At 51.6% G+C, this 12278-nt stretch carries 12 protein-coding genes; 5 read left to right on the forward strand and 7 right to left on the reverse strand.

Annotated features, from left to right (window positions below; all coding sequences use genetic code 11):
* The 4 genes from CZ787_RS15015 to CZ787_RS15030 are packed head-to-tail and all read right to left on the reverse strand — an operon-like array spanning position 1 to position 3708.
* Positions 1–897 carry a carbon-nitrogen hydrolase family protein gene (locus CZ787_RS15015; protein ID WP_217883885.1) on the reverse strand — a complete coding sequence of 299 codons (897 nt, stop codon included), beginning with the start codon at positions 895–897 and terminating at the stop codon, positions 1–3.
* The gene (locus CZ787_RS15020) at positions 869–1864 is read right to left on the reverse strand and encodes a DctP family TRAP transporter solute-binding subunit (protein ID WP_087110653.1); all 996 of its coding nucleotides are present in this window, start codon (positions 1862–1864) and stop codon (positions 869–871) included. Before CZ787_RS15020 ends, CZ787_RS15015 begins: the two co-directional genes overlap by 29 nt.
* A gap of 39 nt (positions 1865–1903) precedes the next feature.
* Positions 1904–3217, reverse strand: coding sequence for a TRAP transporter large permease (locus CZ787_RS15025; RefSeq protein ID WP_254908631.1), 1314 nt, complete (start codon positions 3215–3217; stop codon positions 1904–1906).
* On the reverse strand, positions 3214–3708 hold the full coding sequence (locus CZ787_RS15030) for a TRAP transporter small permease (protein WP_087110657.1): 495 nt from the start codon (positions 3706–3708) through the stop codon (positions 3214–3216). The genes CZ787_RS15025 and CZ787_RS15030 overlap by 4 nt, the downstream gene beginning before the upstream one ends.
* Before the next feature lie 269 nt (positions 3709–3977).
* Between CZ787_RS15030 and CZ787_RS15035 the strand changes: the two genes are divergently transcribed.
* The gene (locus CZ787_RS15035) at positions 3978–4280 is read left to right on the forward strand and encodes a 2-oxoadipate dioxygenase/decarboxylase family protein (protein WP_328514790.1); all 303 of its coding nucleotides are present in this window, start codon (positions 3978–3980) and stop codon (positions 4278–4280) included.
* A gap of 34 nt (positions 4281–4314) precedes the next feature.
* On the opposite strand, the gene CZ787_RS15040 is transcribed toward CZ787_RS15035, so the two are convergent.
* The 3 genes from CZ787_RS15040 to CZ787_RS15050 form a co-directional block, all read right to left on the reverse strand.
* Positions 4315–5232 carry a LysR substrate-binding domain-containing protein gene (locus CZ787_RS15040; RefSeq protein ID WP_087110661.1) on the reverse strand — a complete coding sequence of 306 codons (918 nt, stop codon included), beginning with the start codon at positions 5230–5232 and terminating at the stop codon, positions 4315–4317.
* 91 nt (positions 5233–5323) lie between these two features.
* Positions 5324–6877 carry a BCCT family transporter gene (locus CZ787_RS15045; RefSeq protein ID WP_087110663.1) on the reverse strand — a complete coding sequence of 518 codons (1554 nt, stop codon included), beginning with the start codon at positions 6875–6877 and terminating at the stop codon, positions 5324–5326.
* Between the two features lie 259 nt (positions 6878–7136).
* Positions 7137–7871: a DUF481 domain-containing protein gene (locus CZ787_RS15050; RefSeq protein ID WP_087111262.1), complete on the reverse strand. Its 735-nt coding sequence runs from the start codon at positions 7869–7871 to the stop codon at positions 7137–7139.
* Between the two features lie 133 nt (positions 7872–8004).
* Between CZ787_RS15050 and CZ787_RS15055 the strand changes: the two genes are divergently transcribed.
* From CZ787_RS15055 to CZ787_RS15070, 4 genes are all read left to right on the forward strand, one after another.
* A complete protein-coding gene (locus CZ787_RS15055; RefSeq protein ID WP_087110665.1) occupies positions 8005–9696 on the forward strand; it encodes an ATP-binding protein in 1692 nt (563 codons plus the stop codon).
* 26 nt (positions 9697–9722) lie between these two features.
* A complete protein-coding gene (locus tag CZ787_RS15060) occupies positions 9723–10454 on the forward strand; it encodes a response regulator (protein WP_087110667.1) in 732 nt (243 codons plus the stop codon).
* Between the two features lie 173 nt (positions 10455–10627).
* Positions 10628–11626, forward strand: a complete 999-nt coding sequence (locus CZ787_RS15065) for a Bug family tripartite tricarboxylate transporter substrate binding protein (protein ID WP_087110669.1) — start codon at positions 10628–10630, stop codon at positions 11624–11626.
* Between the two features lie 100 nt (positions 11627–11726).
* On the forward strand, positions 11727–12209 hold the full coding sequence (locus tag CZ787_RS15070) for a tripartite tricarboxylate transporter TctB family protein (protein WP_087110671.1): 483 nt from the start codon (positions 11727–11729) through the stop codon (positions 12207–12209).
* The last annotated feature ends 69 nt before the right edge of the window (positions 12210–12278 follow it).

A 12278-nucleotide genomic window follows, 5' to 3' on the forward strand; every position in this document is an offset into this window, starting at 1 on the left:
TTATTTTGCCTCTGCTAATGAACCGTAGTCTTGTGGACGACGGTCTTGAAAGGGGTGTACTTCGTATATACCTGGATCCCGAATAATGGATTTATTTTTAGCTAAAGTAAGGTCTGCATCATAGTAGAAAATGCCATCCTGCATACCCGCGTTGATAAGCTCCGCGCCATTGGGCCCAATCAAATGGCTTTCTCCCATGAATTGCATCCCATCATCAAGATCGTTGCGATTCGATGACAGAAAATAAGTAAAGTTTTCTGCAGCGCGCACTTTGCTGAAAATATCCGGTAAGAGTCGAGCTGCTTCCGGCCATGCGGCAGGCAAAATAATCAACTCGGCTCCAGCTAACGCCAGTGTGCGGAAAACTTCTGGAAAGCGAATCTCATAGCAAATAGCAAGACCTATCTTTCCAATGGCAGTGTCGAATACAGAGGGTTGATAAGTGCCGGGAATATCGGTGAAACGGTCGCCAATCATAAAAGGAAGATGCATCTTATGATGCAAGCCAATAATTCCCTCTGGACCAATTAAAGCTGCTGTATTGAATACTTGATTTTCTTTTTTTTGGTAAAAACCAACAACGATATAGATCGAAAATTCTTTAGCAGTATGAAGAATGGGATCTAGATCTCCTCGATCAATATCTACTGCTGATGCTTCAAGGGCCTTTCGAGACTCGAAAGATCCACCTGTTAAAAAACACTCAGGAAATGCAATTAGCTTTGCATTATTATTTGCAGCCTCGCGCGCCTTTTCAGAAACGAGTGTAATTGTTTCTGCTGTGTTGCCATGCTTAGGACAAAACTGTGCAAACGAAAGTAACATAATATAAAACTCATTTTGATAAGTGATAAGTGATAAATATTTATTAATCGAGTTGATAGCCGACTGCTTCAAAAACTTCTTTCACGAGATCAGGGTCAAATGTTTGTACGTATTGATGAATTACATCAGACTCTGCATCTAGCATTAGCTGACGCTGCTCATCTGTAATGTCGGTTACAGTATTACCCGCTTCGCGAATTTGGTCGAGTGCTTCAGACTGTGCTATACGCGAAATTTCTCGTTGTTCCAGTGCTGTTTCTTGTGCAACTTCAATAATTAATGACTGTTCATCTTCGTTAAGACGATCCCAGAATGGCTTGCCAATCAGAACAATTTGGGGATTGTAATTATGACGAGTTAACGTCACATATTTTTGTACTTCAAAGTACTTAGATCCTAATATAAAGGGGGCGGTGGTTTCTTGACCATCAACAGCCCCTGTCTCCATAGCAGTGTAGAGCTCGGTGACAGGCATCGGCGTCGCATTAGCTCCTAACGCCTCCCACATATCTACAAGTAATGGGTTTTGCTGAACGCGAATTTTAAGGCCTTTAATATCTTCCAGGCTTTCAACTTCACGCTTATTGTTTGTCAGTAAACGAAACCCTTGTTCCCAGAAAGCTAGTCCAATTACATTATGCTCGGGTAACTGATCTAATAGTTGGTTACCAACATCGCCATCTAAAAGCTGATCCATTATTTCCGGATCTTGATAAATAAAAGGCAAGTCCAGAATTCCAAAGTCCTGGACTTCGTTGATCATATTTCCAGCATTCCATACCATCATTTCGATAACACCACCTTTAAGTGAAGATAGTACTTGTACATCTCCACCTAGGGTGCCGTTTGCAAAAACTCGAGCGTTAAGTGCTCCATCACTCCGTTCCCTTAATTTCTCTGCAAAGATGTGCATCCCTTGGACTGGGGGCGTTCCTTCTTGTCCGGTAGCGGCAAATTTTATCGTATGGCTGCGATACTCTTGTGCATGAGCACTTGTCATTGCGCCAGCAATTAACAGGCCGATTAATAACTTTTTCATAAATCACCTTTTCTTTATAATTGAATTGCGATTGATTCGTTATGAACCAGAGAACCATGCTGCAGGTATTAGTACGATTTCCGGTATTATTACCATTAATGCAAGTACGATGAGTTCGGCGATTAAGAATGGCATTACGCCTCGCGCTAGGGCGCCGAACTCAAGCTTCCCAACCGCGCAAACTACATTTAAAACAGTGCCCACCGGAGGTGTTATTAACCCTATAGCCCCAGTGATCATAAAAATGACACCAAAGTAGATAGGATCTACACCTGCATGTGTAACAATAGGAACTAAGATAGGGCCGAGAAGTAGAATCGTCGGCGTAAGATCCATAGCAGTACCAATTACCAAAATAACAATGATAACAGCAGCAACTAGGAGTTTTGGATGATCCATCACTGGTTCAATCAGACTTATAATCTGTCCAGGAATATCCGCAATCGAAATCATCCAAGCTGGAATAGCCGCTGCAGCCACAAGAAACATAACGCCTGCGGATGTCTTTGCAGCACTAAAGGCAATATCTGATAATTGTGGAAGAGATAGCTCTCGGTACACTAAGCAGGAAATGATAATTGAGTATACGGCCGCTACAGCTGCTGCCTCGGTCGGCGTCATAATGCCAAAACGGAGCCCGACTAATATAATTATAGGTAGCATTAAAGCCCAAAAGCTATCAATTAATGCTTTCCCCCTTTCGGCCCAAGAGGCTGGTTCTTGCACCTCGAGATCATTGTTGCGTGCAATGATATTCCAGGCAATACACAGGGAGATTGCAATTAATATACCCGGAACTATACCAGCTAAAAAAAGCTTACTTATAGAAAGGTTTGTTGAGACACCAAATACGATAAAGCCGATACTTGGAGGAATGATTGGACCAATAATTGATGCCGAAGCAATCAATCCGCCGGATGTAGGTTTGTTATATCCAGAGTTTATCATCATTGGAAGCAGTAAGGCTGATAAAGATGCTGCATCGGCTAAAGCAGAGCCAGAAAGACTTGATAAAAGAACTCCTGCAAAAATAACGACATAACCTAGCCCTCCTTTTCTATGTCCTACTAATGTCTGAGCTAAATGAATGATGCGCTTAGACAGGCCGCCTGCATTCATAGCTTCGCCAGCTAAAATAAATAGAGGGATGGCTAACATCGGAAAACTATTAGCAGCATTAAGCATATTTTGAGCAATTATTTGCCCATCAAACAGCCCTATTTGCCACATTAAAACAATGCCGCTAATAATTAACGCATACGCAATAGGTGTTCCTAGTGCAAGAAATGCAAGTAACGATGCGCCAAAGTAAAAGACAGTCATATCAACCCCATTTGTTTTTTTGGTTGTCAATATTTCAATGCGGAGGACTTACTTCCAACAATAGAAATTAGCGTTTTAATTATTTGTAAAGTAAGGAATGCTCCACTTGCTATGGAGAAGAATATGCCAGCTGCATAGAGAAGAGATGATGGAAGTAATGTCGAACTAGATATAACGTTCATGTTTAAAATTGTTTGATGCCAACTTCCCTTGAGAAATAGTATTGCAACAGCGAGCATAAGACAGTCAACGAGAATATCGAGGATGGCTCTATTAAAGCTAGAAAGTCTTCGTGTCAGAATGTCAACAGCAATTAGTCCTCTTTCATATAAAACTAGTGCGGCCCCGACAAACGTTAGCCATACAAATAATAATGAGGAGAATCCTTCTGCAATGTAGATACTACTGCTAAATATGTATCTCATTACAACATTTGAAAATACAAGAAGTGTTATCAAAGCCATGCAGGCTACTAAGAAATAGCGCATGGTCTTTAGGCCAATATTTAATAGTGAGTTCATTTTAAGTAGCCTTTGAATATTGTTTTTAAATAAATTCCGGCTTGATGCTGTGTACTTTGAAGAGACTAACAACTCATATGATGACTGACAACTTAGACTTAAGTATTATTTTTATAAAAATCAATAATATCAGCTGGTTAAATTGATACGTATTAGATGTCGACGAAATGCAGAGCCGCACGCCAATTATCGGTACGGATTATTCGGCGGTAATCGGAGGACCTCCGTGCCATGAACCTCCCGGTTTGCTATGCAAGACAAGCTTTCAGGTGTTAGAGGAATCGATCCGCTTTGTAGGCGATGCTAGGGAGGCCCGCACCGATATAGACGCCCTAATTGCCAAAGGTCTGGTGGAAGCACAGCCGATTACCTATGAAGACTTCTTGCCGGTCAGTGCGGCGGGCATTTTTCAGTCAAACCTGGGTGGCGGCGAAAACGCAGCCTATGCTGGCAATGCCAATCGTGACGCGTTTGAAGAGGCGTTAGGCGCGCCTGTGACTGATGAACTGGCGCTTTATGCCGAGCGGGAACAGGCTTCCAAACAGCGCGTGTTGGCGTCATTAACGATTTAATCCGCTTTTCAGTATGCGGTGATGCTCAGGCTGCCTAATCGGTGGTCTGAGTGGTTGATACACAGCATTCGGCACTCGCCGTTATATGCTCCACAAACCGGCGTACTTTACCCAGCTCACCCAGGTGCTCAGGGTAGACAAGATAATACGCGCTGTCGCTGCGTAGCCGGTGCGGCCAAGCGAGGATTAACTGCCCGGCGGCCAACTCTTCATCCACGGTAAAGTGAGGCACTAAGGCAACGCCGCCGCCGGCCATGGCGGTGCGTACCAGCATGGGAAAGGTTTCAAAGCGGGTGCCGTGGTAGCTGCGATCAGTGGCGATCTCTTGACCTGCAAACCAGTGGTGCCAGGCATCCGGGCGGGTAGACAGGTGAAGTAGTGGCAACTGGGCCAAGTCGCTCGCAGTATGGATGGGGTACCGAGCCAGAAGCGATGGGGCGGCAACCGCGACCATCTCCTCATTCACCAGCTTATGGCAGGCAAGGTTAGGCCAACTACCGTGACCGTAAAACAACGCAATATCAATATCCTGCTGCTCAAGATCAAAGTCTTCCACCCGATCGTGAAATTCCAGACTAATGCCCGGATTGGCGGCTAAAAAGGGGGGAAGCTTGTCCGCTAGCCAGCGGCTGCCAAAGCTTGGCAGGGTGGCTACTTTAAGTACTTCACTGTTGCCGCTATAGGTCATGATGGCGTGGGTCGACATCTCAATCTGGGTGAGTACCTTACGTACATCACTTAAAAAGATGGCGCCCTCCGGCGTGAGCACAAGCGTGCGTCTTACGCGGCGAAACAGCTTATGTTGCAATGCTGATTCAAGGTGGGCGACCTGCTTGCTGACAGCACTTTGGGTCAGGCTCAGCTCATCGGCCGCCCGGGTAAAGCTCATATGACGTGCTGCCGCCTCAAAGCACTGCATGGCGGCGGTTGAAGGAAGGTTGCGTGAGGCCAAGGGGATGCTCCTGATCACCTGTTCATCATGGTGATCATAGCGTATGAGGCAAGCAGATTCGCCTCATACGCAGCAGGTGCTGGGCTAACGGTTAGTCAATAATCCCCTGCTCACGCGCCATGGCAAACGCTGCTTTCGGGCCATCCCAAAGGGAGGGCAGCAGAATCAAAGATACCGGCACGGCGGTAATCACGATGAATTGCTGCAGCGCGGCGATCTGTCCTTCACGCATGGCCAGCAGCACCGCAGCCATGATCGTCATGATCACGCCCCAGAAGGCGCGTAGAAAGGGGCTGGGCTCGTCGTGGCCGGCACCGACCATGGCAATGGAGTAACTCATGGAGTCGCCGGTGGTGGCCACGAAGATGGTCGTCAGCAGCAGGATAGCCAGCGCCATCCAAGTGCCGCCGGGCAACGCCTGGGCCAAGGTAAGCGTGGCGATGTCGAACTGAAAGTTCGTCAGCGCATCGGTCAGATCTATCGCGCCGGTCAATTGGTAGTAAATACCCGAGCCGCCCAGCAGCGTGAACCAGACCGTGGTGGCGATGGGGGCGATGACCGCCACGGCCAGAATCATCTCGCGAATGGTGCGCCCGCGGGAGATACGCGCCACGAAGATCGCCATCAAGGGCGCAAAGGCGATGAACCAGGCGTAGAAGAACACGATCCACCACTGCATCCAATCCGCCGGTGCGGTTTCCGCGGTGGTGGTGACCATCTTGAAGAAGTCGTCCAGATACGTGCCCATGCCGGCAAAGTAGCTGTTGAACAGAAACAGTGTCGGCCCGAACAAAAAGATGACCGCGCCGATGCCCAGCGCCAGCATGACATTGAAGCGGCTCAAGAGCTGCATGCCCTTGTGCACACCGCTGACCGCGGAAAGCACGTACACCATGCCCAGGGTCGCCAGAACCAAAAGCCGGGTAACGAAGGTGTTGGGCAGCCCAAACAGCACCTCGAGGCCATGGCTGACCTGGGTAGCCAGAAAACCGACCGGCCCGACGGTGCCCGCTACTACCGCCAGTACGCAGCAGGTATCCACCACGCCACCCAACGGACCACGCATCACGCGCTCGCCGAATAACGGGTAGAGCAGGGTGCGCGGTTGCAGTGGCTGGCCTTTCACGTAGTGGGCGTGGGCCAGCACAATCGCGGTGAGCGAACCCAGTATCGCCCAGCCGACGAAGCCCCAGTGAGTGAACGACTGCGCCAGTGCCCCGGGCACCGCGGCGGCCACGCCCGGGTCGGTGTCGAAGGTAGGCGGTACGTTCACGAAGTGATAGATCGGCTCACCGGCGGCGAAAAAGACGCCCCCACCGCCCAGTAGCGTACACAGGATAATCGAAAGCCACTTGAAGGTACTCAGCTCCGGTTTATCCAGGTTGCCGATCTTGGCGTTGCCGGCTGGGGTCAGCACAAGTCCGATGGCGATAAAGAACGTCAACAGCATCAGAAACTGGAAGTAGGTGCCGAAGGTCAGCGCGCTCCAGGCAAAACCCTGGCTGATCGAGTCGGCGACAAGGTCCAGGTCGTAAAAGGAAAGTGATAGAAAAAGCACGATAAATCCGATGCTTAGCGTGAGTACGATGGGATCGCCAAGCGATGGGTGCTTAGGGCTTTCAGCACCGGAGGTTGGTTGGTTCATCAATAAGAACACCTTGGGTGGAACATGAGGAAACAGCGCAAATGCGGAAAGCGCAGCAAAAAAAAAGCGCCATTCATTGAATGGCGCGAGGACAGGAAACTGGCGCTAGTATATCGTGCCACTAGACCAAAGTCGAACGCGATTAAAGGGGAGGCTTAAAATGAAGGCTGGAAAACAGGCCAATGCTCCCTATTGAAGCACTGCGAAAACAGCGACAGTGCTTCTACTGGCGGGCCATTCGCACCCATCGCCGCTTTTGCTACCAGTGGTACAGCAACGAGGCGCTGGTGGTGTTATCGGTACGTTCGCTGGCATCATCCGGCGGTTGAGAGTTGTGCTTAACCTCATGCGACAAGCGTAACGACATGCGAGAGTTGAGCCGTGCGGTGAGCGCGGTTAGCGATCTGCCTGTGGTGTTTTTATCGGTATATTCCACCGACATTTCCTGATCAATATCGGCGTAATCCGAAAACCCCCAGTGATAGACCAGAGCGGTATAGGCAACCGCGAGCTGTTCATTCTCAGCTTCCCGCAAGCGGTCATTACGGTAACCAGGACCGGCCTCAAGCGAGAGTGAATGGCGCGAGCCTTCTAACAGCTGACGCCCATACCCGCCAATCACGGAAAGCTGTTGGTCGTAGCCCGCAAAGCGATCTTTCTCCCAGCGGGCGAATCCAAAGACATAGTGCGGGCCTTTAAAATCGTAGCGCTCGCGGGCAGCGAGCAAATATTGTTCGGCGCTGGTTTCGCCATCCTTGCTCACGTTGCGCACCTCGCCGCGCAGCGAGTGAATAAAATTGCCGGTTAGCCAGGTCAGGCGGGTTTTGCCAATTAGCGTCTGGCTATTGGTGTTGCCGGAAAGGTGCGTAAAGCCAAGTTCAGCATCGCCACTAAAAACCGGCGCGTCGTCGGTAGGCGGCGGAGGTGCATAAAAAGGGTTAGCGACCGCGGGGCTGACAAGCACAACGCTTAAAAAAGCAGTACTGGCAAACAGGTAACTGCTCGACGAAATAACGCGTTTAAATATGCTGAACACCCAGCGCCTCCCTAATGACATAAAAGATGGCGATTAACGCCCCCTTACCGCGCATGTCATAATGACGCTGTCACGCACTTTGAGTTCCACCATGACTAATTCCCGCCCCCGTACCTTAGCTGAATTACAGCGCTGGCGCCGTACGCGTACTAAACGGCGTTGGTATAAACGCAGTTTCCGTTTGCAAGTGATGTTGTTGGTGGGGTTGCTGCTGGCCGGCATGCTACTGGCTCAGGGGGCATATCTCAATCATCGTAAGGCCGATATCATCAACCATCAAATGGGTGAGCGGGCGTTGGCGGTGGCGAAAACAGTGGCCGGTATGCCCCAAATCGTTAGCGCCTTCGCGACTCCCGAGCCGGCGATGATTATTCAGCCACTGGCAGAACGGGTGCGTATAGAAACCGGAGCGCGCTATGTGGTCGTGGGTAATGCGCAGTCGATCCGCTATTCACACCCCGTGCCTGAGCGCCTTGGCGAGGCGATGGTGGGCGGCGATAACGACCAGGCGCTGATTTATGGGCAGTCCTACGTGTCCGAGGCGACCGGCACGTTAGGCACCGCCATGCGCGGAAAAACGCCCGTTTGGGATGAAGAGGGCAATATTATCGGGCTCGTTTCCGTCGGCTTTATGATGGATCGGGTCGAGATGGATGTTGCCCGTTACACAAGCTTTGGTTGGGCACTGGTCGGGCTGATGATTGTGCTGGGGTTTGCCGGGGCATACTGGCTTTCCCAGCACCTTAAAAAGGTCATTTTGGGGCTGGAGCCTTATGAAATCGCCCGCTTGGCGATGGAAAAAGAAGCGATTCTGCAGTCCATTCACGAGGGTATTCTGGCGGTTAATCGGGATGGCCACATCACGCTGGTCAACCAGCAGGCCAAACGCTTTCTTAACCTGCCCGATGAGCACGTCATACTGGGGCTGCCGATTCAGGACGTGGTGCCTAACACCCGTTTACTGGAAGTGCTGAAGCACGGTGAGCAGGAGTTTGACCAGCAGATGTGGCTGGGCGATCACCCGGCCATCGTCAATCGGGTGCCCATTCTGCATGAGGGTGAAATTGAAGGAGCAGTGGCCACGTTTCGTAGCCGCCGCGAAATTGTCGACCTTTCCCAAGCGCTTACCCAGGCAAGCCGCGATGTGGATATGCTGCGCGCCCAGGCGCATGAGTTCTCCAATAAGCTCTATACCATTTCAGGGCTTCTCCAGCTTGAGCGCATCGATGAAGCGCTGGCGCTGATTCATCAGGAAACCGAGCGGACTCAGGCGCAAATGAGTTTTTTGATGCGCCATGTTGCCGACACAGTGCTCAGCGGCACGTTGCTGGGTAAGCTTACCAGGGCGCGCGAGCTGGGCGTAACGCTTGAGATCGACGAGCAGAGCTCGCTCTCCTGCCCACTAACGCCCACTGGACAAGAAGTCATGATGAGCGTGGTCGGTAATCTACTGGATAATGCCTGCCATGCCGCGCTTAATGGCCCCAATAGCAGTATGCCCAGCGTGCGGCTGTTTTTCACCGACCTGGGGGAGCAATTGCTGCTCGAAGTAGAGGATAATGGCCCAGGCGTGCTCCCTGAACATGCTGAATCGATATTCGAGGAAGGCTTTTCTACCAAAACGGGCAAGCACAGCGGTATCGGCCTGGCGCTGGTGGCAAGGTTGTGTCGCCAGCATGGCGGAGCCATCACGCTTGAGGAGAGCGAACTGGGCGGAGCCTGCTTTATTGCGGTGCTGGACCGCTCGCTATGCGCTGAACCTGATACGCACGACTCACCATAATAATGACGACCGTAAGAGGAGTGAGCATGCCTGCAGCTCAATACGGCATTCTGATTGTCGAAGATGATTTTCGCATTGCCGATATTCATAAAGCGTTTGTTGAACAGGACGAAGGCTTTTATATCGCAGGCGTTGCCCGTAACGGTAGCGAAGCCAAGGCGTTAATGGCGGAACAGGCTGCCGCTATCCACCTGGTATTGCTGGACGCCTATCTGCCTGATGTGGAAGGGCTGGAGCTTCTATGGGCGATCAGGCGTGACTATACCCATGTGGATATTGTGATGGTCACCGCTGCCCGTGAGGTAGAAACCATCAGCGAGGCGCTGCGTGGGGGCGTATTTGATTATCTGATCAAACCGATTGAAGCTGCCCGCATGGGGCAGATGCTGGCGCGTTTTCGTCGTGAGCGCGAGGCGCTTTCAGGGCGTAATGAGATGAACCAGGACGAGCTGGATCACGTGTTTAAAAGACTGCAGCCAGGCGAGGCGCCGCGCCCGACGTCCAGCGCGCTGCCCAAAGGCATCGACCGGCTAACGCTGCGCCGAGTGGGGGAGGCCATGGCCGCCGAGGCGGCGCCGCTAACCGCCATGCAGGTTGCCCGCATTATGGGTGCTAGCCGCTCAACCGCTCGACGTTACCTGGAGTTTTTGGTGGCTGAACAAAGAGTCAGTGCTGAACTTGGCTACGGCGATGTGGGGCGGCCAGAGCGGCGCTATCAACTGCTTGAGGCAGCCCATAGCTGGCTCAAGTCGCTTTAGGTTAGCTGGTTGGCGTGCTCTGTGAACAAAATGAACAAAATGCCCACAAAGAACATTTTGTTTTTTATGTTCACAAGCTTGTCGTAAAGGCCCGGCGCTTCTAACGTTCGCGGCGTAACCACGACATAATAACAGTGGACCACACAACAACATTTATATGTGGAGAACGCCAAATGACCGTACTTTCCTTGAAGCGCTTAGCCGTGATCGCTCTACCGATGGCTGCCCTGGCAGGCATGACGACCTCTGTTCAGGCACAAGAGTGGACACCGAGCAAATCGGTTGAGTTCGTGGCACCCGCCAATCCGGGTGGCGGCTGGGATACGCTGGTACGCACTGTATCGCGCGTTATTCAGCAAGAAGGGCTTGCTGACGAGAACTATGCTGCTATCAACGTACCAGGCGGCGGCGGTGCCGTGGCTTGGGCGCAAATCGCTCGTGATAGCGGCAATCCGCACAAGCTGTTTGCCACCAGCCCGCCGATCATTCTGGTGCCTCTGGCCGGTGCCTCACGCTATGACCACACTGATTTCACGCCGGTTGCTCGCCTGATTACTGACTACTCCATTGTACTGGTGTCGGCAGACTCTGAGTACGAGACGATCAACGACCTGTTTGATGCACTCAAGGAAAATCCTGGCTTAAGTGTAGGCGGCGGCAGTGCGCCTGGCTCCATGGACCATATCTCTATTGCGGGTCTGGCATCCGCAGCGGGCCTTGAGGCTTCAAGTGTCAACTACATTCCGTTCTCCGGCGGCGGCGATGCCATGACCAACCTGATGGGCGGTCATATTGAAGCGGTGATTACCGGTGCCGGTGAGTCGGTGGGGCAGCTGGGTGAAGGCAGCCAGATCCGTGCGCTAGGTGTCTCTTCACCGGAGCGCCTGGGTGGCGGTCTGGCCGAAGTGCCGACTTATCAAGAGCAGGGTGTGGATTACACTTTCGATATTTGGCGCGGCATAATGGGCACCCCGGATATGCCGGAAGAAGCAGTGACCTACTATCAGGACCTGTTTGCCGAAATGCTCGAAACTGATGGTTGGCAGGAAGCTCGCGACCAGTTGGGCTGGATCGATGCCTACCAGAACAGTGAAGAGTCCGGTGTCTTCCTTGATGAGCAGCAAGCGCAGTTCAGCGGCGTGTTAAGCGAATTGGGCCTACTGCGTCAATAAATAACCTATAGTGCTATAGCGTGTTATCCCGGTGGCCTCGTTGTGCCGCCGGGAATGCCTGTTCGTGACGATTAGGTACGTGCTCCTCGGAGAAACTCCAATGACGAAATTAAATACCAATCAGTGGTTAGCGCTGGTGTTGGCATTAGTGGCGGCTGCGTATATCGCCATGGCATGGCAAATCCCTACCTTTCCCTTGCCGCGGCCGGTCGACTCTGACCTGTTCCCTAAAGTGCTCGGCTTTTCGCTGCTGATTCTCTCCGTGTTTCTGTTTTTCGAGAAACCCTCACCGCTTGCCGGTGCCGATGAGATTGATCACGACGCGCAACAAGGCCCGCTGCTGATGACGCCATGGGGACGCGTGATTGTTACGTCACTGGCCATTGCCGCGTATGCGCTACTGCTGGTGCCATTGGGGTTTGTACTGGCCTCAACGCTTTTGTGCACGGGGTTAACGGCTTACTACGGCTATCGTCGTCATGTGGTCAATCTGGTGACATCGCTAGGGGTGGTGCTGGCGCTGTATCTGACGATGACACAGGTGATGGACGTTTACTTGCCGACCGGTGTTATCCCTTTCTAACGCCGACTTGCTAATGCCTCCTGCGCCGTTTCTGGGCTGGTTTTTAAGCTGGTTTTTAAGCTAGTTTTT

Source organism: Halomonas citrativorans, from assembly GCF_900163645.1.
GTDB classification, from domain to species: domain Bacteria; phylum Pseudomonadota; class Gammaproteobacteria; order Pseudomonadales; family Halomonadaceae; genus Vreelandella; species Vreelandella citrativorans.

Coding starts and splice junctions, on each gene's coding strand:
- CZ787_RS15020 (WP_087110653.1), bottom strand. CDS start 1,864: ATGAAAAAGTTATTAATCGGCCTGTTAATTGCTGGCGCAATGACAAGT.
- CZ787_RS15030 (WP_087110657.1), bottom strand. CDS start 3,708: ATGAACTCACTATTAAATATTGGCCTAAAGACCATGCGCTATTTCTTA.
- CZ787_RS15045 (WP_087110663.1), bottom strand. CDS start 6,877: ATGAACCAACCAACCTCCGGTGCTGAAAGCCCTAAGCACCCATCGCTT.
- CZ787_RS15055 (WP_087110665.1), top strand. CDS start 8,005: ATGACTAATTCCCGCCCCCGTACCTTAGCTGAATTACAGCGCTGGCGC.
- CZ787_RS15060 (WP_087110667.1), top strand. CDS start 9,723: ATGCCTGCAGCTCAATACGGCATTCTGATTGTCGAAGATGATTTTCGC.
- CZ787_RS15065 (WP_087110669.1), top strand. CDS start 10,628: ATGACCGTACTTTCCTTGAAGCGCTTAGCCGTGATCGCTCTACCGATG.
- CZ787_RS15070 (WP_087110671.1), top strand. CDS start 11,727: ATGACGAAATTAAATACCAATCAGTGGTTAGCGCTGGTGTTGGCATTA.